This window comes from Massilia sp. METH4, assembly GCF_037094685.1.
Lineage (GTDB): Bacteria > Pseudomonadota > Gammaproteobacteria > Burkholderiales > Burkholderiaceae_D > Rugamonas.
Window position 1 is genome coordinate 836,148 of sequence record NZ_CP146614.1, and the last position, 20,359, is coordinate 856,506.

Annotated in this window: 19 protein-coding genes; 11 read left to right on the forward strand and 8 right to left on the reverse strand. The window is 64.7% G+C overall.

The genetic code is table 11. The annotated features are described in order from the left end of the window. Nucleotides 1-36: 36 nt before the first annotated feature. Nucleotides 37-810, forward strand: a complete 774-nt coding sequence (locus V6Z91_RS03705) for an HDOD domain-containing protein (protein WP_338771710.1) — start codon at nucleotides 37-39, stop codon at nucleotides 808-810. Between the two features lie 89 nt (nucleotides 811-899). Here V6Z91_RS03705 and V6Z91_RS03710 read toward each other — a convergent pair whose 3' ends face one another. After that, a complete protein-coding gene (locus tag V6Z91_RS03710; RefSeq protein WP_338766813.1) occupies nucleotides 900-1,265 on the reverse strand; it encodes a hypothetical protein in 366 nt (121 codons plus the stop codon). Between the two features lie 483 nt (nucleotides 1,266-1,748). Between V6Z91_RS03710 and miaB the strand changes: the two genes are divergently transcribed. From miaB to ybeY, 3 genes are read left to right on the forward strand one after another with little or no spacing between them, the layout of a single operon-like run. Continuing rightward, nucleotides 1,749-3,080: a tRNA (N6-isopentenyl adenosine(37)-C2)-methylthiotransferase MiaB gene (miaB, locus tag V6Z91_RS03715; protein WP_338766815.1), complete on the forward strand. Its 1,332-nt coding sequence runs from the start codon at nucleotides 1,749-1,751 to the stop codon at nucleotides 3,078-3,080. A 43-nt stretch (nucleotides 3,081-3,123) separates the two neighbouring features. Then, entirely contained in the window at nucleotides 3,124-4,179 is a 1,056-nt protein-coding gene (locus V6Z91_RS03720) for a PhoH family protein (RefSeq protein ID WP_338766817.1), read from the forward strand. Beyond that, nucleotides 4,163-4,636 carry an rRNA maturation RNase YbeY gene (gene ybeY / locus V6Z91_RS03725; RefSeq protein ID WP_338766820.1) on the forward strand — a complete coding sequence of 158 codons (474 nt, stop codon included), beginning with the start codon at nucleotides 4,163-4,165 and terminating at the stop codon, nucleotides 4,634-4,636. The genes V6Z91_RS03720 and ybeY overlap by 17 nt, the downstream gene beginning before the upstream one ends. Nucleotides 4,637-4,814: 178 nt before the next feature. On the opposite strand, the gene V6Z91_RS03730 is transcribed toward ybeY, so the two are convergent. Continuing rightward, nucleotides 4,815-5,834, reverse strand: coding sequence for a transporter (locus V6Z91_RS03730; RefSeq protein ID WP_338766822.1), 1,020 nt, complete (start codon nucleotides 5,832-5,834; stop codon nucleotides 4,815-4,817). Between the two features lie 138 nt (nucleotides 5,835-5,972). Between V6Z91_RS03730 and V6Z91_RS03735 the strand changes: the two genes are divergently transcribed. From V6Z91_RS03735 to V6Z91_RS03765, 7 genes are all read left to right on the forward strand, one after another. Further along, nucleotides 5,973-6,926: a transporter associated domain-containing protein gene (locus tag V6Z91_RS03735; protein WP_338771712.1), complete on the forward strand. Its 954-nt coding sequence runs from the start codon at nucleotides 5,973-5,975 to the stop codon at nucleotides 6,924-6,926. Nucleotides 6,927-6,988: 62 nt separating this feature from the next. Beyond that, nucleotides 6,989-8,485 (forward strand): apolipoprotein N-acyltransferase, encoded by a 1,497-nt coding sequence (lnt, locus tag V6Z91_RS03740; protein ID WP_338766825.1) that lies wholly within the window; start codon nucleotides 6,989-6,991, stop codon nucleotides 8,483-8,485. A gap of 130 nt (nucleotides 8,486-8,615) precedes the next feature. Continuing rightward, complete coding sequence (glyQ, locus tag V6Z91_RS03745; protein ID WP_338766828.1) at nucleotides 8,616-9,515, forward strand: glycine--tRNA ligase subunit alpha; 900 nt, start codon at nucleotides 8,616-8,618, stop codon at nucleotides 9,513-9,515. Nucleotides 9,516-9,525: 10 nt separating this feature from the next. Beyond that, entirely contained in the window at nucleotides 9,526-11,628 is a 2,103-nt protein-coding gene (gene glyS / locus V6Z91_RS03750) for a glycine--tRNA ligase subunit beta (protein ID WP_338766831.1), read from the forward strand. Between the two features lie 17 nt (nucleotides 11,629-11,645). After that, nucleotides 11,646-12,218 (forward strand): D-glycero-beta-D-manno-heptose 1,7-bisphosphate 7-phosphatase, encoded by a 573-nt coding sequence (gene gmhB, locus V6Z91_RS03755; protein WP_338766834.1) that lies wholly within the window; start codon nucleotides 11,646-11,648, stop codon nucleotides 12,216-12,218. An 84-nt stretch (nucleotides 12,219-12,302) separates the two neighbouring features. Further along, complete coding sequence (locus V6Z91_RS03760) at nucleotides 12,303-12,995, forward strand: lysophospholipid acyltransferase family protein (RefSeq protein ID WP_338771714.1); 693 nt, start codon at nucleotides 12,303-12,305, stop codon at nucleotides 12,993-12,995. A 203-nt stretch (nucleotides 12,996-13,198) separates the two neighbouring features. Next, nucleotides 13,199-13,981, forward strand: coding sequence for a SprT family zinc-dependent metalloprotease (locus V6Z91_RS03765; RefSeq protein ID WP_338766837.1), 783 nt, complete (start codon nucleotides 13,199-13,201; stop codon nucleotides 13,979-13,981). 5 nt (nucleotides 13,982-13,986) lie between these two features. On the opposite strand, the gene waaA is transcribed toward V6Z91_RS03765, so the two are convergent. The 6 genes from waaA to rfbD form a co-directional block, all read right to left on the reverse strand. After that, nucleotides 13,987-15,285 (reverse strand): lipid IV(A) 3-deoxy-D-manno-octulosonic acid transferase, encoded by a 1,299-nt coding sequence (gene waaA, locus V6Z91_RS03770; RefSeq protein ID WP_338766840.1) that lies wholly within the window; start codon nucleotides 15,283-15,285, stop codon nucleotides 13,987-13,989. A gap of 7 nt (nucleotides 15,286-15,292) precedes the next feature. Next, nucleotides 15,293-16,273 carry a lipopolysaccharide heptosyltransferase I gene (gene waaC, locus V6Z91_RS03775; RefSeq protein WP_338766843.1) on the reverse strand — a complete coding sequence of 327 codons (981 nt, stop codon included), beginning with the start codon at nucleotides 16,271-16,273 and terminating at the stop codon, nucleotides 15,293-15,295. A gap of 19 nt (nucleotides 16,274-16,292) precedes the next feature. Then, nucleotides 16,293-17,675, reverse strand: a complete 1,383-nt coding sequence (locus V6Z91_RS03780; protein ID WP_338766845.1) for a phosphomannomutase/phosphoglucomutase — start codon at nucleotides 17,673-17,675, stop codon at nucleotides 16,293-16,295. Nucleotides 17,676-17,818: 143 nt separating this feature from the next. Continuing rightward, nucleotides 17,819-18,127, reverse strand: coding sequence for an H-NS histone family protein (locus V6Z91_RS03785; RefSeq protein WP_338766847.1), 309 nt, complete (start codon nucleotides 18,125-18,127; stop codon nucleotides 17,819-17,821). A gap of 66 nt (nucleotides 18,128-18,193) precedes the next feature. Then, nucleotides 18,194-19,291, reverse strand: a complete 1,098-nt coding sequence (locus tag V6Z91_RS03790) for a glycosyltransferase (RefSeq protein ID WP_338766849.1) — start codon at nucleotides 19,289-19,291, stop codon at nucleotides 18,194-18,196. Nucleotides 19,292-19,497: 206 nt separating this feature from the next. Further along, the gene (gene rfbD, locus V6Z91_RS03795) at nucleotides 19,498-20,355 is read right to left on the reverse strand and encodes a dTDP-4-dehydrorhamnose reductase (protein ID WP_338766852.1); all 858 of its coding nucleotides are present in this window, start codon (nucleotides 20,353-20,355) and stop codon (nucleotides 19,498-19,500) included. Nucleotides 20,356-20,359 lie beyond the last annotated feature (4 nt).

Below are 20,359 nucleotides of genomic sequence, written 5' to 3' on the forward strand. Positions count from 1 at the left end.
AACCTGGACGACCTGCCCTCGCTGCCGGCCGTCGTGATGGAACTGCTCGACAGCATCGACGCCGAGGAAGTCGATATCGCCGTGCTGGCCCGCAAGGTGGCGCTGGACCAGGCGCTCACGGCCAAGACGCTGCGGGTGGCCAATTCCGCCCTGTATGGCTTGCGGGTGCGGATGACAACGATACAGCAGGCGATCACCTACCTCGGCTTCCAGACGGCGCGCAACCTGATCACGGCCGCCGCCCTCACCGGCTGTTTTCCCGAGAACCGCTGCGCCGGCTTCTCGCACCCGGCATTCTGGCGCCATGCGATCGCCACGGCCATCTGCGCCAAGGCGCTGGCGCGGCACGCCGGCTTCAACCAGGACTACGCCTTCACGGCGGGCTTGCTGCACGACGTGGGCCGGCTGGCGCTGGTCAGCTGTTTCCCCGGACACTATGCGGCCGTGATTGCCTGGCGCGCGGCGCACGATGTGCATTGGATCGATGCGGAACGCTCGGTGCTCGGCATCGACCATGTCGACGCCGGCCTCGCGCTGGCCGAGCACTGGAATTTCTCGGCCACGATGCGCGGGGCCATCGGCCATCACCACGCCCCCGACTTGCCGGGCGCGGGCATGCTGGCGACGATCGTCCACGTGGCGGACGCGATCGCGCACGCGCTGGACCTGGCCGGCGTTCCGGACGAACTCGTGCCGCCCGTCTCGGCCGCGGCGTGGCATGCACTGGAGCTGGATGAGGAAACGTGCCGGCGCGTGTTCGAGGACACGCGGGCGCAGTTCGAAGGGATGGCGCCGCTATTGTTGCCGTAATGAAGCTGAAACAATCAGGGCGCAGAATACGGCAAACGCGCGGCAAACGCGCCGGAGATCGGCCGGAGCTGCGCTCCGGCCGGCAAGGCTCAGTGGGTGTAGTTGCCCTCGGTCTTTTGCTGAGCTTGTTGTGCCGCTGCGGCGGCGGCCTGCTGTGCGGCCTTCTCTTCTGGCTTCGGACGGCCTTGCGCGTCGGACAGGCGATACTTGGTGCGGCGGTCGCCCATCAAGTCGCGCAGGTCGCGAATGCTCATGCCGGTCACTTCATGCATGCGGATCAGCAGCGAAGCGCCGACCGGCAGGCGGTGGTGGCGAATCTTGCTGATCACGGGCGGCGCCACTTCCAGCAGGCGCGACAGGGCAGCATCGTTTTTCAGTTGCATCTTGCCCAGCAGGATATCGAGCAGGTGATTCGGGTTGTAACTTTCCTGGGATGAGAGTGCGTGGTGTGCCATGATTGATCCTCGTCGATATAGTTGATTGAAGATGCTGCTCCGGATTTTCTGAAAGACCATAGTTCTACCTTCGTTTCAAACCTGTTCCGTTCAGTTCCGGAACGACTGCGCCAAAAACGACTGGCGCAAGGGCCGGCGACCATCGGGATAGAAAAGTAGAAACGAGAAGTAGAAACTTGCACTTTCTACAAAATTCTATGCCCAAACAAGCACGCTCCAGCCTAGCGATGCCAAGCGAACTTTTAATCAATATCAATCATTCGCTGAAATACTTGACAACAATGCTATTTCAACACACGGAAACACGGGGCAGCGCACGATAGAACCGGTGGGAAATTGTTACAACAGTCAACTCAGCAGTGACAGAGTTTCCTTCCTGATATTGATGAGCCGGAAAGCCGCATGCCTGCTGGCATCGGAATTTTTCTCCCCTTGCTGACAGATAGCCTGGCCCGGCACGGGAATTACGGTAAACTGCCGGCCATGCAGAAAAAAGTATTCATCAAGACCTTCGGCTGCCAGATGAACGAGTACGACTCGGACAAGATGGCGGACCTGCTCGGCGCCACGGATGGCCTGGTGCGCACCGAAACCCCGGAAGAAGCGGATGTCATCCTCCTCAACACCTGCTCGGTGCGCGAGAAAGCGCAGGAAAAGGTGTTCTCCGACCTGGGCGTGTTCCGCAAGCTGAAGGAAAAGAACCCCGACCTCGTGATCGGCGTGGGCGGCTGCGTCGCTTCGCAGGAAGGCGATGCGATCGTGAAGCGCGCGCCCCAGGTGGACGTGGTATTCGGCCCGCAAACGCTGCACCGCCTGCCGAAGATGATCGAGCTGCGGCGCCAGTCCGGCAAGCCGCAGGTCGACATCACCTTCCCCGAAATCGAGAAATTCGACCACCTGCCGCCGGCCCGGGTGGAAGGCGCGTTCGCCTACGTGTCGATCATGGAAGGCTGCAGCAAGTATTGCAGCTATTGCGTGGTGCCGTACACGCGCGGCGAGGAAGTCTCGCGCCGCTTCGAGGATGTGCTGACCGAAGTGGCGGGCCTGGCCACCCAGGGCGTGAAGGAAGTGATGCTGCTGGGCCAGAACGTGAATGCCTTCCGCGGCCAGATGGCCGACGGCCAGCAAGCCGATTTCGCGCTGCTGATCGAATACGTGGCCGCCATTCCCGGCATCGAGCGCATCCGCTTCGTGACGAGCCACCCGAAGGAATTCACGCAGCGCCTGGTCGACTGCTATGCGCGCATCCCGCAGCTGGCGGACCACCTGTACCTGCCCGCCCAGCACGGCTCGGACAAGATCCTCGGCGCGATGAAACGGGGCTACACGGCACTGGAATACAAGTCGATCATCCGCAAGGTGAAGGCCGTGCGGCCGGACGTGACGATCGCCTCCGACTTCATCGTGGGCTTCCCCGGCGAGACGGAAGAGGATTTCGAGGCGATGATGAAGCTGGTGCGGGACATCGACTTCGACAATTCCTTCAGCTTCATCTTCAGCAAGCGCCCCGGCACCCCGGCGGCGAACCTGGCGGACGACACGCCCCACGACGTGAAGCTGGCGCGGCTGCAGCGGCTGCAGGCGCTGATCGATGCCAACACGAAGCGGCACAGCGCGGCCATGGTGGGCAAGACGATGCGCGTGCTGGTCGAGGGCCCGTCGAAGAACGGCGGCACCGAGCTGGCCGGCCGCGCCGGCAACACGCGCACCGTACTGTTCGATGGTGGCGACGCGTCTACCTCGCTTCATGGCAGGATGGTGGATGTGAAGATCACGGAAAGCCTGTCCTATTCCCTGCGCGGAGAGCTCGTCTGATACTTGAGGACACAGTGCCGCGCCTACCCAACAGCCTACGCCATTGAAAACAAAGACACCCGTACAACCGCACTACTTCGTCCCGGAGCCGCTCGACAACACCCGGCTGGCCAACCTGTGCGGCCCCCTCGATGAAAACCTGCGCCAGATCTCGGCGGCGCTCGATGTGACGATCTTCCGGCGCGGCGAGAAATTCATCGTCAGCGGCACCAATGCCGAGCGCGCCGTGCAGATCCTGGAAAAATTCTATGCCGTGGCCGACAAGGCCGTGCCCGTCGAAGAGGTGCAGCTGGGCCTCGTCGAGCAGCGCACCAGCGCCGCCGTGCCCGATGGCGACGACGAGGAAGAGCCGCCGTTCAACGATCCCGAGATCGCCAGCCCCACGCTGAAGACGCGTCGCACGGACCTGCGCGGCCGCACGCCGCACCAGATCCGCTACCTGCGCAATATCCTCGAACACGACATCAGCTTCGGCGTCGGCCCGGCCGGTACCGGCAAGACGTATCTCGCCGTGGCCTGCGCCGTGGATGCGCTCGAGCGCGACGCCATCAAGCGCATCATCCTGTGCCGCCCCGCCGTCGAGGCCGGCGAACGGCTGGGCTTCCTGCCCGGCGACATGGCGCAGAAGGTCGACCCTTACCTGCGCCCGCTGTACGACGCGCTGTACGACCTGCTGGGCTTCGAGCGCACGCAGAAGATGTTCGAGAAACAGGTGATCGAGATCGCGCCGCTGGCCTACATGCGGGGCCGTACGCTGAACCACGCCTTCGTGATCCTGGACGAGGCGCAGAACACCACCGTCGAGCAGATGAAGATGTTCCTGACCCGTATCGGCTTCGGCAGCAAGGCGGTGGTGACGGGCGACGTCACCCAGGTCGACTTGCAGAAACACCAGAAGAGCGGCCTCGTCGACGCGGTGCAGGTGCTGCGCGACGTGCGCGGCATCGCGTTCTCCCACTTCTCCAGCGAGGACGTGGTGCGCCACCCGCTGGTGGCCCGCATCGTCGACGCCTACGACAGCGCGCACCAGAGCACCGCCGATATCGCGCCCCTGCTGAAACCCGTAAAAAGTACCACCCGGAATGTCCGAAAAAAATAAGCTGACCTTGTCGGTGCAGTACGCCGACACCCGCCTGCAGGAAACCATCACCCGCCCGCTCATCCGCAAGTGGGTGAAGGCCGCCCTCTTCGCCCCGGCCGAGCTGACGATCCGCTTCGTCGACGCGGCCGAGGGCCAGGAACTGAACCGCGAATACCGTGGCAAGGATTACGCCACCAACGTGCTCACGTTCGCCTACAACGAAGGCGAGGAAATCGCCGACGACGAGCCGACGCGCGCCGACATCATCCTGTGTACCGACGTGCTCGAGCGCGAAGCGGCCGAGCAGAAGAAAACGGTCGAGGAGCATGCCGCGCACCTCATCGTGCATGGCGTGCTGCATGCGCAGGGGTATGACCATGAGGAGGATGACGAGGCCGAGGAGATGGAAAGTCTCGAGACGGAGTTGCTGGTGGGCCTCGGGTACGCGGATCCGTACGCGGCTGAGAAAGCCTGAACCCGGCCGTTGGCCGATGCGCCTGGTGTCGGACACCCTCCGGGTGTCCGACCGCTGCGGCGGACCGACCGGTTTTCTTCACCGCAATTCGCGACCTCTGGAGAACACCGGTGTCGCACACCATTTTCGCTCGCGAAAATGGTGTGCGACACCAATGCCCGAAAGCCGCGGATCATCCTTACTCCAGCTCCCGCCGCTTGCGCCACACCACCCACCCGGCCACGAATGTGAACGCTGCCACGATCCCGGCAATGATCCAGAAGCCGGAGGCATCCGAAGCCAGCGGCACCCCGCCCACGTTCATCCCCAGCAAGCCCGCAATGATATTGATCGGCAGCGCCAGCACGGTAACGATCGTCAGCACGTAGAGGCTGCGGTTGTTGGCCTCGTTGACGAGGGCGGCGATTTCTTCCTGCAGCAGCTTGATGCGTTCCTGCAAGGTGGCGATATCGTTCAGCGTAACGGCGAATTCCTCGCTCGCTTCGCGCAATTCCTGCCGGTCCTGCACGGTCACCCAGCCGGGTGGGCGCTGCAGCAGCCGGAACATGGCCGCCGGTTCCGGCGCCAGCAGCCTTTGCAGCCGCACCAGCACGCGCCGCAGCGCGCCCAGGTCGGCGCGCTTGTACTTGAGCTGGCCGGACAGCAGGTTATCCTCGATATTGTCGACCTTGCCGGTCGCCACGCGCACGATGCGCGTGAGCACGTCGGCCTGGTCGCGCAGCAGGTGCGTCAGCAGCACCACGGACGAGGCGATCGACTCGCCCCGCCGCACCGCCTGGCGCAGGCGCTCCACGGCCTGCAAGGGGCTGCGCCGCGCACTGATCACCAGTTGGCGCTCCACCGATAGATACAGGCTGGAGATGTCGGACGGCTCGAAGGAAAAATCGCGCAGCACGTCGTTGACGACCGCCACCAGCGTATCGTCGGCCTGCTCGATGCGCGTCGACCGCGAACCCTGGTGCAGGCAATCGTAGAACTCGTCGGACAGCCGGGCATGCTCGCGCAGCCATTTCTCGCTGGCCGTGTTGGCAAGATTGAAGTGCAGCCACAGGAACTCGTCCGGTCCGGCCTTGCCCTGCCTGAGCCACGCCGCCGCCTCGGCCGCGCCGATCGGCACGGTGCCGGACCCTTGCCCGAACAGGTAGCCGCACACCAAACCATTCTGATCCGACCCGTACTCCAGCGCATTTGCCTGCATTGGCATTCCTCCCGGACGCCAGCCTAGCAGAACAATATGACACCGATGTTTCCCCGCATGACTTTTTGACAAAAGCGGCCCGCAGTGTCGGTTTCGTGTATGCTATATCCCTTCGAAACAAATGGCTTCATGCCTGCTATGCAAGAGCATTCTAGTAGCGTCAGAAATGACGCGAACCCTAACCGTAGCGTCCGGACTGACGCAAGCCAATCACGTAGCCTTACCGCGCGTAACGGCAAGAGCGAAGCAAAACCCCATCGCTCCCTTCTCGAGCGGCTCACCGCCCTGATCTCCCCCGAGCCGGAAAACCGCTCCGAGCTCCTCGAAGTCCTGCACGAAGCCCACGAACGCAACCTGATCGATGCCGACGCGCTGTCGATGATCGAAGGCGTGTTCCAGGTTTCCGACCTGTCCGCGCGCGACATCATGGTGCCGCGCTCGCAGATGGACGTGATCGACATCAGCAAGCCCATCGACGAGTGGATGCCGCTCGTGCTGGAAACGGCGCATTCGCGCTTCCCGGCCATCGAGGGCGAGCGCGACAAGGTCGTCGGCATCCTGCTGGCAAAGGACTTGCTGCGCTATTACGCCGAGGAATCGTTCGACGTGCGCGACATGCTGCGCCCGGCGATCTTCATTCCCGAATCGAAGCGCTTGAACGTGCTGCTGCGCGACTTCCGCGCCAACCACAACCACATGGCGATCGTCGTCGACGAATACAGCGGCGTGGCCGGCCTGATCACGATCGAGGACGTGCTCGAGCAGATCGTCGGCGACATCGAGGACGAATACGACTTCGACGAAGAGGAAGACAATATCCTCTCGATCCGCGAAGGCCAGCTGGGCCCGCGCTGGCGCGTCAAGGCGCTGACGGAAATCTCCCAGTTCAACGAGGAACTGGACACCCACCTGCCGGACGACGACGTCGACACCATCGGCGGCTTCGTCGCCAAGCACCTGGCCCGCATGCCCCACAAGGGCGACTCGTTCGACATCGACAACCTGCGCTTCGAAGTGCTGCGTGCCGATGCCCGCCAGGTCCACGTGCTGACGGTCGAGAAACTGCCGCCCGCCATCGACGAGCAGGACTGATGCGCCTTCGCCGCGCCGCACCCGGCGAGACGCCCCAACCACCCCGCAGCACCAGGAGCCGCATGATCATCGCCGCCGTCGCCGGCGGCGCGAGCGTGCTGTCGTTCGCGCCGTGGGGCTGGTGGCCCATACAGCTGCTCACCCTCGCGGTCCTCTTCTACCAGGTGCTGCGGGCCGATTCCATCCGTGCCTCGTTCTTCATCGGCTGGGCCTTCGGCTTTGCCTGGTGCTTCGCCGGGGTCCACTGGCTCACCATCGCGATCTCGCGCTTCGGCGGCCTGCCGCTGCCGCTGGCGTGGATCGCCATCGGCCTGCTGTCCGTGTACATGGGCTTGCACTGCGCCGCCGCGATGGGTGGCGCCGCCTGGCTGCGCAAGCGCTGGGCGCTGTCGCTGCCGGCGGCGAACCTGCTCGTGCTGCCGGCGCTGTGGGCCGTCTCCGAATGGACGCGCGGCTGGCTGTTCACGGGCTTCCCGTGGGCATCGAGCGGCTATGCGCACAATGTCTCGCCGCTGGCCGGCTATGCGCCGCTGCTCGGCGTGTTCGGCATCGGCTGGATCGTCGCCATCACGGCCGGCGCCCTGCTGCTGCTGATGCACCCCACGAGGAAGCCCGCCCTGTCGCTGATTGCCGCCGTGTGGATGGGTGGCTGGACGCTGCACATGATCGAGTGGACCGTTCCTGCCGGGCAGCCGCTCACCGTGCGCCTGGTGCAGGCCAATATCCCGCTGCAAACCAAATTCGACCCGAACCACATCGGCAACACGCTGCGGCGCTACCAGGAACTGGTGATGGCCGAGCCGGCCGACCTGATCGCCATTCCGGAAACGGGCATCCCCGTATTCCCGCAACAGCTGCCGGCCGGCTACCTGGACATGTACGGCCAGTTCGCCCGCAAGACCGGCAGCGCCGTGGTGCTGGGCATGCCGTTCGCCGACAGCCCCACGCGCTACGCGAACAGCGTGATGGGCCTGGGCCCGACCTTGGCCAAGCCCTACCGCTACGACAAGCACCACCTGGTGCCGTTCGGCGAATTCATTCCCTTCGGTTTCCGCTGGTTCACGGACATGATGAGCATTCCGCTGGGCGACCAGACCCGCGGCCACGCCTTGCAGCCCTCGTTCGCGGTGAAGGACCAGCGTGTGCTGCCGAACATCTGCTACGAAAACAATTTCGGGGAAGAGATCGCCGCGCAGCTCAGTAATGGGAAAAATGCGGGCTCGCGCGCCACCATCCTGCTCAATATCTCCGAACTGGCCTGGTACGGCGAATCGGTGGCGATCCCGCAGCACCTGCAAATTTCGCAGATGCGCACGCTGGAAACGGGCCGCCCGATGCTGGCCGCCACGAACAACGGCGCCACCGTCGTCATCGACGGCCGCGGCGCCGTGCAGGCCAGCCTGCCGTACTACCAGGCCGGCGTGCTGAAGGCCACGGTGCAGGGCATGACGGGCGACACGCCGTACATCGTGCTGCAGAACCGCCTCGTTCTGCTGCTGGCCGCGGGTGCGGTACTGGCTGCCTGGCTGCTCTCGCGCCGCAGGAAGGCAAACGCCTGATCTCTACTGGTCCATTGCGAAAATTGCTAAAATGGGCCGTTTTAGCGAACCCAGTTTTGGCGAACCCAGTTTTAGCGACCCGTTATCGCCGCTCACATGGAGCGCGCCGTGCGCGCCACAAAAGAACACAATGCTGACATTCCAACAAATCATCCTCACCCTGCAAACCTATTGGGACAAGCAGGGCTGCGCCCTGCTCCAGCCGTACGACATGGAAGTGGGCGCGGGCACCTTCCACACCGGCACCTTCCTGCGCGCGATCGGCCCCGAGCCGTGGCGCGCCGCCTACGTGCAGCCGTCGCGCCGCCCGAAGGATGGCCGCTATGGCGAAAACCCGAACCGCCTGCAGCACTACTACCAGTACCAGGTGGTGCTCAAGCCCGCGCCGGAAAACATCCTGGACCTGTACCTGGGTTCGCTGGAGGCGCTGGGCCTGGACCTGAAGCAGAACGACGTGCGCTTCGTCGAGGATGACTGGGAAAGCCCCACGCTGGGCGCCTGGGGCCTGGGCTGGGAAGTGTGGCTGAACGGCATGGAAGTCACGCAATTCACCTACTTCCAGCAAGTGGGCGGCCTCGATTGCAAGCCCGTGCTGGGCGAGATCACGTATGGCGTCGAGCGCCTGGCGATGTACCTGCAGGGCGTTGAAAACGTCTACGACCTCGTATGGACCGAGTGGGAAGAGCACGGTCAAAAGAAAGTCCTCAAATACGGCGACGTGTTCCACCAGAACGAAGTGGAACAGTCCACGTACAACTTCGAGCACGCCAACACCGAGCTGCTGTTCGCCCAGTTCGCGAACCACGAATCGGAAGCCAAGCGCCTGATCGAGCTGCAGCTCACGCTGCCTGCCTACGAACAGATCATGAAGGCTTCGCACAGCTTCAACATGCTCGATGCGCGCGGCGCCATCTCCGTGACGGAACGCGCTGCCTACATCGGCCGCGTGCGCAACCTGTCGCGCCTCGTCGCGCAAGCCTACTACGATTCCCGCGAACGCCTCGGCTTCCCGATGGCAGACAAAGCTTAAGAATACCGACATGACTCAAACCCTGCTCATCGAACTGCTGACCGAAGAACTGCCGCCGAAGGCGCTGGCGAAACTGGGCGCCGCCTTTGCTTCCGGCATCGTCAACGGCCTGAAGGCGCGCGACTTCCTGGAAGAAGACAGCATCGCCACGCCATATGCCACGCCGCGCCGCCTGGCCGTGTCCATCACGAAGGTGCGCGACGTCTCGCCGGACAAATCGATCCGCGAAAAAGTGCTGCCCGTGACCGTGGCCCTGGACAAGGAAGGCAACCCGACCGCCCCGCTGGCCAAGAAACTGGCCGCCCTCGGCTTCCCCGACCTGAAGGTAGCGGACCTGGAACGCGCCCAGGACGGCAAGGCCGAATCGTTCTTCTACACGTACACGGCGCCCGGCTCGCAGCTGGAGGCGGGCTTGCAGGCCGCGCTGGAGGAATCGGTGGCGAAGCTGCCGATCCCGAAGGTGATGAGCTACCAGCGCCCGGATGGCAGCACCGTGCAGTTCGTACGTCCCGCGCACAGCGTCATTGCGCTGTTCGGCGACAAGGTGCTGCCATTGACCCTGCTGGGCCTGACCGCCTCGAACGCCACGCAAGGCCACCGCTTCCTGACGGCGCCGGGCCAGCGCACCGTGATGGTGCCGAACGCCGACGCCTATGCGGATACGCTGGTGGAAAAGGCCAAGGTCATCCCTTCGTTCGAGGCCCGTAAAGAGCAGATCCGCAAGGAATTGCTGGCCAAGGCCGGCGACGACAAGGTCTTGATGCCGGAAGCGCTGCTGGAAGAAGTGGCCTCGCTGGTCGAATGGCCGGTGGTCTACGAATGCCGCTTCGAGGATGAATTCCTCTCCGTGCCGCAGGAATGCCTGATCCTGACGATGCAGACGAACCAGAAATACTTCGCGCTGACGGATGCCAACGGCAAGCTGCGCTCGCGCTTCCTGATCGTCTCGAACATCGCCACCGACACGCCTCAAGCGATCATCGGCGGCAATGAACGCGTGGTGCGCCCGCGCCTGTCGGACGCGAAATTCTTCTTCGAGCAGGACAAGAAGAAAACGCTGGAATCGCGCCTGCCGCTGCTGAAGAACGTGGTCTACCACAACAAGCTGGGCACCCAGGCCGAGCGCAGCGACCGCGTGACGGCGCTGGCCACTGCCATCGCCACGCGCCTCGGCGCCGACGCGGCACTGGCCGAGCGCGGCGCGCGCCTGTCCAAGGCCGACCTGCTGACCGACATGGTGGGCGAGTTCCCCGAGCTGCAGGGCATCATGGGCACGTACTACGCGCGCCATGACGGCGAGAACGAGGAAGTGGCGCTGGCTGCTTCCGAACACTACCAGCCGCGCTTCGCCGGCGACGCCCTGCCCTCCACCCAGACCGGCACCGCCGTCGCGCTGGCCGACAAGCTCGAAACGCTGGTCGGTATCTGGGCCATCGGCCTGCAGCCGACCGGCGACAAGGACCCGTTCGCGCTGCGCCGCCATGCCCTGGGCGTGCTGCGCATGCTGATCGAGAAGCGCCTGCCGCTGGCCATTTCGGAGCTGCTGGCCGATGCCGTGGCGCAGTTCACGTCGGTACCGAACTTCAAGGACCCGACCGTCGAGGTGACCGCCTTCATGCTGGATCGCCTGCGCGGCATCCTGCGCGAGCGCGGCTTCACGCCGAACGAGATCGAAGCCGTGGTGGCCCAGAACCCGGACCGCCTGGACGATATCGTGCAGCGCCTGGAAGCGGTGCAAGCCTTCGCCGCCCTGCCCGAGTCGGCCTCGCTGGCCGCCGCCAACAAGCGCATCACCAACATCCTCAAGAAGAACGAGGAAGCGCTGGCGCAGGCCGGCATGGTGAACCCGGCGCTGCTGCAGGACACGGCCGAGAAGAACCTGGCCGCCGCCGTGACGCGCGTGCAGCCGGAAGTGGACGCCGCCTTCGCGGCCGGCGACTTCACCGGCACGCTGAAGACGCTGGCGCAGCTGCGCGACGATGTCGATGCGTTCTTCAATGACGTGATGGTGATGGCCGACGACATCGCGCTGCGCAACAACCGCCTGGCGCTCCTGTCCTCGCTGCACGGCATGATGAACCGCGTGGCGGACATCTCGAAGCTGGCCGCCTGAGTCGAACAAAGATCGCAATGCCGCAATCGTCACAACCCAAGCTGATCATCCTCGACCGGGATGGCGTCATCAACCACGACTCGCCGGACTTCATCAAGTCCCCCGACGAATGGATTCCCATTCCCGGCTCGCTGGAGGCGATCGCCCGCCTGAACCAGGCGGGTTACCGTGTGGTGATTGCCTCGAACCAGTCCGGCATCGCGCGGCTGCTGTTCGACATCACCACGCTGAACGCGATCCACGCGAAGATGCACCGCCTCGCCCTGCAGGTGGGGGCGGACATCGATGCCGTGTTCTTCTGCCCGCACGCGGCGGCGGACAACTGCGACTGCCGCAAGCCGAAACCCGGCATGTTCGCCGAGATCTCGAAGCGCTACCAGGTGAGCCTGAAGGGCGTGCCGACGGTGGGCGATTCGCTGCGCGACCTGCAATCGGGCTTCATCAGCGGCTGCGTGCCCTACCTGGTGTTGACCGGCAAGGGCGAGAAGACGGCCATGACGGGCGGCCTGCCGCCCGGCACACTGACCTTCCCGGACCTGGCAACCACCGTGCAGCACATCCTGAAGGGCCCCGCGCCCGCGAACCAATAAAAATCGACAACAATCGTCCAAACTGGAGAAACCGCGTTGCGTAAAGTCGTACCCTTTGTCCGTTCCGTCGTGTTCGCGCTGGTCATGGCGATCGCCACCGTCGTGTGGTGTTTCGTCTGCATGCTGGCCGCGCCCCTGCCCTACAACAAGCGCTATTACGTGACTTCGCGCTGGAACGTGTTCGTGATCTGGTGCGCCAAGGTGATCTGCGGGATCGAGTACGAATTCAAGAACTACGAGAACTTCCCGGACAGCCCCGCCATCATCCTGTCGAAGCACCAGTCGGCATGGGAGACCATCTTCCTGCTGCCCAATCTGCCGCGTCCCCTCGTCTTCGTGTTCAAGAAGGAAATCCTGTACATCCCCTTTTTCGGCTGGGGCATCGCGCTCCTGCGCATGATTCCGATCGACCGCAAGCAGGGCAAGAACGCGTTCCGGATGGTGGTGGCACACGGAAAGCGTCGCCTGAAAGACGGCCAATGGATTATCATGTTCCCGGAAGGCACGCGCATTCCCGTGGGCCAGGCGGGCAAGTACAAGAGCGGCGGCACGCGGCTCGCGATCGAGACGAATGTTCCGGTGGTACCCATCGCGGTGAACTCGGGGGAATGCTGGCCCAAGAACTCCTTTATCAAATACCCGGGCAAGATCACGGTTTCCGTAGGCAAGCCGATCTCGCCGGACGGGCATACCCCCGACAGCATGATGGAACAGGTGGAACAGTGGATAGAATCAGAAATGCGCGTCATTTCGCCCCACGCCTACAGCGCTGGCTAGAGACCCGTACCCAGGCCAGCGACCGGGATGACGGCAGCAGCGGCGCAGGCGCCGCCCAGGCCGATCATTCCGGGAGTGAATCCCAGCTCGATCTGTTCGCCGCCGGCGCCGCAGCAGTTGAAGCGCCGGCTCCGTTCCCTCCCCCTCCCGTTTCCGCATTCCCCATTCCGGCCCCCGCCGCCGTTAACCTGCTGCGCCCTACGGTGCCGTTGCGCCGGCCGGACCCGTCGCCGGTCCTGCCGCCTGCGGACGGCATGGAGCGGCGCCAGGTCCTAGTGGGCAGCTTCATACTCGAATATGCGCTGCGCCGCTCCACGCGCCGCTCGATCGGCTTCATGGTCGACGACAACGGCCTGCGCGTAACGGCGCCAAAGCGCTGCACGCTGGCTGATATCGAGAACGCGATCCGCGCGAAACAGGGCTGGATACTCGAGAAGCTGGACGACCGGCGCCAGCGCCGCGCCGCGCGCCTGGAAAAGCCGCCAATCGAATGGGTCGACGGCGCGAAGCTGCCCTACCTGGGCGGCGAGGTCACGTTGCGCCTGTACCACGCGCCGCGTAACCGCACCGATTTCAACCCGGCCACGAACGAACTGTCGCTGGGCCTCGTGCAGGGCGCCACCGAGCTGCTCGTGAAGGAGCGCGTGAAGAACTGGTACAAGCAGCAGGCCGAGGGCCTGTTCGCCCAGCGGCTCGATCTCTACGCGCCCCGCGTGGGCGTGCAGTACGCGTCGTTCTCGCTTTCCTCGGCCGACTCGCGCTGGGGTTCCTGCACCGTGCAGCGCGTGATCCGGCTGAACTGGAAGCTGATGTTCTTCTCGCTGCCTCTGATCGACTACGTGGTGGCGCACGAACTGGCGCACATCCACGAAATGAATCACAGCCCGCGCTTCTGGGCGCACGTGGGCCGCGTCTATCCGCAGTACGAGGAAGCGAAACAGTTGCTGCGGCGCCGCTCGCAGGAGCTGCCGGTGCTGTTTAATTAGAAGGGCTACGCTTCGTTGAGCGGGGGCAGCAATTCCAGCGTGCGCGCGGTGGCGCCGCGGTGCTGGTTGGCGAATGCCAGGCCGGCCTGGCCCATTGCGGTGCGGCTTGCCTCGTCGGCCAGCAGCCGGCCCGCCTGCACCATCAGGTCCGCGGCATCGGCCACGCGCAGCGCGCCGCCGGCGGCCACCGCGTCTTCCGTCACCTGGGCGAAGTTGAACGTGTGCTGGCCGATCAGCACCGGCTTGCCCAGCGCCGCGGCCTCGATCAGGTTCTGCCCGCCCAGCGGCGCCAGGCTGCCGCCGATGAAGGCCACGTCGCAGGTGGCGTAGTAGGCAAACATCTCGCCCATCGAATCGCCCAGCACCACGCGCGTGGCGGCATCGACCCTCGCGCCGGGCTGCGCCAGCGCGGAGCGGCGCTGGACAGTAAGTGCCCGCTCACGCGCCAGCGTCTCGACAGCGTCGAAGCGTTGCGGATGGCGCGGAACCAGGAGCAGCAACGTGTGTGAGGGGAGGCCGGCCGCCTTGAACGCGTCGAGGATGCCCTCTTCCTCGCCTTCGCGCGTGCTCGCGCACAGCAGCACCGGCCGCGCCGTTCCGGGTCCTGCGCCGAACTGGTTCTTCAGCTGGGTGCCGGTGGCCAGCGCGGCCGGCGGCACCACCACGTCGAACTTGATGCTGCCCGTGACCGCCACGTTGGCGACACCCAGCGCGCGCACGCGCTCGGCGTCTTCGGCGGTCTGCGCGGCAACCAGCGAAATGCCGCGTGCCGCCTCGGCCATGAGCTTGCCCAGCTTGCGGGCCTTGCGCAGCGAGCGTTCCGACAGCCTGGCGTTGGCCAGCACCACCGGCACCTGCCGCCGGTTGCACCCGGCGATCAGGTTCGGCCACACCTCGGTTTCCATCAGGATGCAGATGCGCGGCTCGAAGTGGGCGATGAAGCGCCCCACCAGCGCCGGCAGGTCATACGGGAGGTAGGATTGCACCACGCGGGCGCCGTGCTTGCCGAACAGGCTCTTGCCCGTGGCGCGGCCCGTCGGCGTCATGTGCGTGAGCACGATGCGGCCGCGCGGGTAGCGCTTGAGCAGCGCCTCGACGAGCGGCTCGGCGGCGCGCGTCTCGCCCACCGAGACGGCGTGCACCCAGATCGTCAGCGGTTCGTCGTTGGCGGCCCGCCGGCCGTAGATGCCCAGGCGTTCGTTCCAGAACTGGCGATAGCCCGGTTCCTTGCGGCCGCGCCACCACAGGCGCGCCAGCACCAGCGGCAGTGCGAGCCGCCACATGAGGGTGTACAGGAACCGCATCAGGCCATCACCTTCCCAGCAGGCTCTTGGCGGCGGCCGCCACCTCGGCCACGGAAGGCGGATTGCCCCGGTCGCCCAGGTTGATGATCTTCGGCGACCAGTTGCCTTCGGTTTTCCAGCGCGGCGAGTCGCAGTAGATCTCCACCACCGGGCGGCTGAACGCGGCGGCGATATGGGTGAGGCCCGTGTCGACGCCGACGGCCAGCGTGGCGCGGCGGGCCAGCATCACGGCGTCCGCCATCGGCAGCCCGGGCAGCACGCGGGCGTTGGGAATGCCCGCCGCCAGCGCTTCGGCTTCGGCCTTTTCCCTGGGTGAGCCCCAGGGCAGCAGGATGGTCATCGGAGCAAGCTCGCGGCCCAGCGCGATCCAGTTCGCGGGTGCCCATTTCTTCGCGTCGCGCGCCGTGCCGTGGAAGTACACGGCGTACGGTTCGGGGGGCATCCAGTCCGGGCGCGGTTCATCGGCCGCCACTTCGGGCAGGCCGAAATCGGCCGGCGTATCGACCGCGTAGCCCAGCGCCGCGCCGACGACGAGGCGGCCGCGCGCCACCGCGTGCGTGCGCGGATCGAGGGGAATGCTCTTCGTGTGGAACACGCGGGAAATGCCTTCGTAGCCGGAGCCTTCGCTGCCGTTCGCCAGGCCGACCTTCTGGCCACCCTTCCGGACGCACGCGGCGCCCATGATGACGCCCGTCTTCAACAAGCCCTGCGTGTCGAACACGTAGTCGTATTCGACTTCGCGCAGGCGGCGGAAGAACGCCCCGACCTCGGCACGCACCGCCTTGTCGCCCAGGTTCTTGCGCCAGCGCCGCAGCGCGAAGGGAATGATGTTGCGCACATCCTTGTTCAGCCGCACGAGGCTGACATACCCCTCTTCCACCACCCAGTCGATGTTCGCGCCGGGGAAGTGGCGGCGGATGTCCGCCACGATGGGCATGTTGTGCAGCACGTCTCCCAGCGAGGAGACGCGCACCAGCAGGATGTTCATCTGGTTCGGGAACGCTGGCTCAGAAGGGCAGCTCGGCGTCCGGCTTGGCGGTCAGGATCACGTCGCGGAACTGGCCCTGGATGCGCGCCAGCGCCTGCGGGGTTTCGGCTTCGAAGCGCAGCACGATCACCGGCGTGGTGTTCGACGAGCGCGCCAGCCCGAAGCCGTCCGCGTATTCCACGCGCAGGCCGTCGATCGTGATGATGCGTTCGTTGCCGGGGAATTTCGCGTCGCTGCGCAGCTTGTCCATCAGCGCGAAGTTCTCGCCTTCCTTCAGGTGCAGGTGCAGTTCCGGCGTGCTGTCCGATTGCGGCAGGGAGTTCAGGAGCGCCGACGGTTCCTGTTCCTTCGTGAGGATTTCCAGCATGCGGGCGCCGGCATACAGGCCGTCGTCGAAGCCGTACCAGCGCTCCTTGAAGAAGATGTGGCCGCTCATCTCGCCGCCCAGCGGGGCGCCGGTTTCCTTCAGCTTGGCCTTCACCAGCGAGTGGCCCGTCTTGTACATCAGCGGCTTGCCGCCCGCCTTCTCGATGTAGGGCGCCAGGTGGCGCGTGCACTTCACGTCGTACAGGATCTGTTCGCCCGGCACGCGCGACAGCACGTCGGCCGCGAACAGCATCATCTGGCGGTCAGGGTAGATGATCTGGCCATCCTTGGTCACGAGGCCAAGGCGGTCGCCGTCGCCGTCGAAGGCCAGGCCGATTTCGGCATCCGTCTCCTGCAGGCAGCGGATCAGGTCCTGCAGGTTTTCCGGGTGCGCCGGGTCCGGGTGATGGTTCGGGAAGTTGCCGTCGACTTCGCAGAACAGCTCGATCACTTCGCAGCCCATGCCGCGGTACAGGTCGCCCGCGAACGCGCCGGCCACGCCGTTGCCGCAGTCCACCGCGATCTTGATGGGACGGGCGATCTTCACGTCGCCGATGATGCGTTCCAGGTAGGCGGCACGGATATCGTGCGTGCGGTAGGCGCCCGGCTGCGCGGCCGGCTGCAGCGTGCCGGCGGCGATATGCTCATACAGGCCCGTGATCGCGTCGCCATAGATCGCTTCGCCGGCCAGCACCATCTTGAAACCGTTGTAGTCCGGCGGATTGTGGCTGCCGGTAACCATGATGCCCGATTTCGTCTCGAGCACATTGGTGCCGAAGTACACCATCGGCGTGGCGACCACGCCCAAGTCGATGACGTCCATGCCGGCGGCTTGCAGGCCTTCGGCCAGCGCCGCGGCCAGCGCGGGGCCGGACAGGCGGCCATCGCGGCCGATGACCACGCTGCGCTCGCCCTTGGCCAGCGCGGCCGCGCCAAAGGCATGGCCGATCTGGCGGGCTACGCCTGCGTCGAGGGTTTTATCGATGATGCCGCGGATGTCGTAAGCTTTGAAGATCGATTTCGAGAGGGAGACCATGAATGTCGGGAGCCCAGGCTGAGCGGGCAGCCGGCTTTATGAAATGGAAACAACCGGTATAGTAAGTGCGAAGCCGGCTACAGGCAAGTGTCGTCCTGCCGCGCGCCGGCTGATCCTTGCCGGGAATTCGCCCGGCAACGCGTTCAGATGCGGAGTTCGTCGATGGACTTGCCGGCGTCGACCCAGTCCTTCACCCATTTCGGTTGGCGGCCACGGCCGGTCCATTGCTGGGCCGCGTCGTCGGGATTGCGGAAACGGGCAGCCACGGTGCCGCCTTTGCCGCGCGGATTGGTGGCGATCAATTCCTTCAACGGCAGGCCGACACGCTGGGCGATCGCGAGAATTTCGTCCTTTGCCTTTTGCAGATCCTGCGTCTCGCGTTTTTTCAGCTCGCGCTTGACCTGTTCCTGCAGATTACGCAAATCCGAAGCCGACAAATTCGACAGATCCATCGTGTATTCCTTTATAAAAATGTTCAGGGAACGTGTTTCTGTGCGAAATATACACCAACTCTGGATTCACCGGTTCTTTTTGTGGCGAATCATCCAGCGCGGCGCTTTAAATCGGACGATTCGTACATATAACCAGACATAGCTGATAATGAACAGCAGGCAAAATAGCATCAGCACGCCCGTATAGCGCCAGAATACGGTGGCGGGAATTACGGCCATCAGCGAAAACATCCACAGGTAGGGCGATGTCAGCGAATTGCGGCGCATCAGCGCGCGGGCATCCTTGTGCCCGACGGCCCATTGCACCACGCGGCGGAAAATAAGGCTGTGCAGATGAATACCGTCCGGCATGGCCGGCGACTTGCCTCGAATAAACATTCGGCGGTACACGGAAAACAGCGTTTCGAACGCCGGATAGATGAGCAACAGTGCCGCATACCAGGTCGAGACTTGCGGATTGCGCATCACCAGCAACAGCGCCAGCTCACCCAGCATGAAGCCGATAAAGTAGGCGCCGCCATCGCCCAGGAATATCAGGCCCACCGGGTAATTCCAGATCAGGAAGCCCGCCGTGGCCCCGGCCACCATCAATGCCGCCACCAGCACGAACATATCGTTCACCTGCAGCGCCACATAGCCGAGGGAAAGCAGCATGCATATCGTGACCACGCTGGCCAGGCCGTTAAATCCATCGATGATATTCACGGCATTGGCGATGCCGGCCACCGATAATACGGTCAGCGGCAGGGTCAGCCAGATATACGGCAGCGACCAAACCGCATCGATCCAGTCGATGCGGTCGATGCGGGCATCGAGCAGATAATAGCCGAGCAGCGCCGCCACCATCGTCAGCAAGAGCCGGCGCGTGGCCGACACCCGCCCCGTGTAATCCTCGACAATGCCGCCGACAAATGCGCAGGTGCTGCACGCCATCAGCGACAGCATCCAGGTCGTCAATGCCGGGACCCGCCAGACGGAAATACACGCCGATAAGGCGACGGCGAGAAAGATCGATAGCCCGCCAATCCGGGCCACGCTGTGCGAATGCACTTTCTGCACGCCGTTGAAATCGGCATCCAGCGCTGGCCCGTGCAGCCGCGCCTCCTTGATGACCAGTAAGGTCAGCAAGGCTGAAGCGACAAAGCTCACAAGGAAAGAAAACATGTATCGTAGATCGGTCGTGGTCGGGCAAAGCCGCAGCGCGGTACGGATGTGCTCCGCGTGCCAACCAGCGATTGTACCGGATTAATAAGCGGAAACTGGGAAAACCAGCCCCGTGCCCGGGCTGCGAAAGGCCACGATTCTACCGGGCACGCGGAGTTTCCAAAGATCAATTACTATTCGATACACTCGGCCACGGTGCGCGATGATCACCGCAGGCAGAGGCGCAATGCGTCGCGCCATGCCGGCAGGCGCACGAAACGCTCCTGCAGGCGGTTCGAATCGAGTGCCGAATAGCGGGGCCTGGCGGCGGGCAGCGGATACTGGTCGGTGGTGATCGCCACGAGCTTGCAGGCGATGCCGGCTTCCTCCAGGATCGCGGCCGTGAAGCCGCACCACGTGGTGCGGCCCTGGCTGGAGAGGTGGTAGATGCCGCCGTTCTCGCTCCACCACCCGGCGCCGCCCGCGCGCGCCTGGGCCAGGATCAGCGCCGTGGTGTCGGCGATCGTGCGGCTCCACGTGGGTGCGCCGTGCTGGTCGTCGACGATGCGCAGCTCGCCCCGCTCCTTCGCCAGGCGCAGCATCGTCAGCAGGAAGTTCTTGCCGCGCATGCCGTACACCCAGCTGGTGCGGAAAATCAGGTGCGGTACGCCCGACGCGGCGATGGCCTGTTCTCCCGCCAGCTTGCTGGCGCCATACACGTTCAGCGGCGCGACGGGATCGGTTTCCACCCGCGCTTCCGGCGACTGCCCGTCGAACACATAATCGGTCGAGTAGTGCACCAGCGCCGCGCCCAGCGCCCTGGCCTCGGCCGCCATCAGGGCCGGCGCCTCGGCATTGACCCGGTACGCCAGTTCCGGCTCGCTTTCGGCCTTGTCCACCGCCGTGTAGGCGGCCGGGTTGACGATCAGTTGCGGCCGCACGGCGCGGATCACCTCGCGCACCTGGTCCAGGTTCGCCAGGTCCATGCGGGTGCGGTCGACGGCGACGATCTCGCCCAGGCCCTGCAGGCTGCGTTCCAGCTCGTAGCCGACCTGCCCGGTATTCCCAGTCAACAGGATCTTCATGCGC

What these genes read in the sequence shown, in the direction of transcription:
- V6Z91_RS03705 (WP_338771710.1), top strand. Translation starts at nt 37, where the DNA reads ATGGAACTGCTCGACAGCATCGACGCCGAGGAAGTCGATATCGCCGTG.
- V6Z91_RS03710 (WP_338766813.1), bottom strand. Translation starts at nt 1,265, where the DNA reads ATGGCACACCACGCACTCTCATCCCAGGAAAGTTACAACCCGAATCAC.
- miaB (WP_338766815.1), top strand. Translation starts at nt 1,749, where the DNA reads ATGCAGAAAAAAGTATTCATCAAGACCTTCGGCTGCCAGATGAACGAG.
- ybeY (WP_338766820.1), top strand. Translation starts at nt 4,163, where the DNA reads ATGTCCGAAAAAAATAAGCTGACCTTGTCGGTGCAGTACGCCGACACC.
- V6Z91_RS03730 (WP_338766822.1), bottom strand. Translation starts at nt 5,834, where the DNA reads ATGCAGGCAAATGCGCTGGAGTACGGGTCGGATCAGAATGGTTTGGTG.
- V6Z91_RS03735 (WP_338771712.1), top strand. Translation starts at nt 5,973, where the DNA reads ATGCAAGAGCATTCTAGTAGCGTCAGAAATGACGCGAACCCTAACCGT.
- lnt (WP_338766825.1), top strand. Translation starts at nt 6,989, where the DNA reads ATGATCATCGCCGCCGTCGCCGGCGGCGCGAGCGTGCTGTCGTTCGCG.
- glyQ (WP_338766828.1), top strand. Translation starts at nt 8,616, where the DNA reads ATGCTGACATTCCAACAAATCATCCTCACCCTGCAAACCTATTGGGAC.
- glyS (WP_338766831.1), top strand. Translation starts at nt 9,526, where the DNA reads ATGACTCAAACCCTGCTCATCGAACTGCTGACCGAAGAACTGCCGCCG.
- gmhB (WP_338766834.1), top strand. Translation starts at nt 11,646, where the DNA reads ATGCCGCAATCGTCACAACCCAAGCTGATCATCCTCGACCGGGATGGC.
- V6Z91_RS03760 (WP_338771714.1), top strand. Translation starts at nt 12,303, where the DNA reads ATGGCGATCGCCACCGTCGTGTGGTGTTTCGTCTGCATGCTGGCCGCG.
- waaA (WP_338766840.1), bottom strand. Translation starts at nt 15,285, where the DNA reads ATGCGGTTCCTGTACACCCTCATGTGGCGGCTCGCACTGCCGCTGGTG.
- waaC (WP_338766843.1), bottom strand. Translation starts at nt 16,273, where the DNA reads ATGAACATCCTGCTGGTGCGCGTCTCCTCGCTGGGAGACGTGCTGCAC.
- V6Z91_RS03780 (WP_338766845.1), bottom strand. Translation starts at nt 17,675, where the DNA reads ATGGTCTCCCTCTCGAAATCGATCTTCAAAGCTTACGACATCCGCGGC.
- V6Z91_RS03785 (WP_338766847.1), bottom strand. Translation starts at nt 18,127, where the DNA reads ATGGATCTGTCGAATTTGTCGGCTTCGGATTTGCGTAATCTGCAGGAA.
- V6Z91_RS03790 (WP_338766849.1), bottom strand. Translation starts at nt 19,291, where the DNA reads ATGTTTTCTTTCCTTGTGAGCTTTGTCGCTTCAGCCTTGCTGACCTTA.
- rfbD (WP_338766852.1), bottom strand. Translation starts at nt 20,355, where the DNA reads ATGAAGATCCTGTTGACTGGGAATACCGGGCAGGTCGGCTACGAGCTG.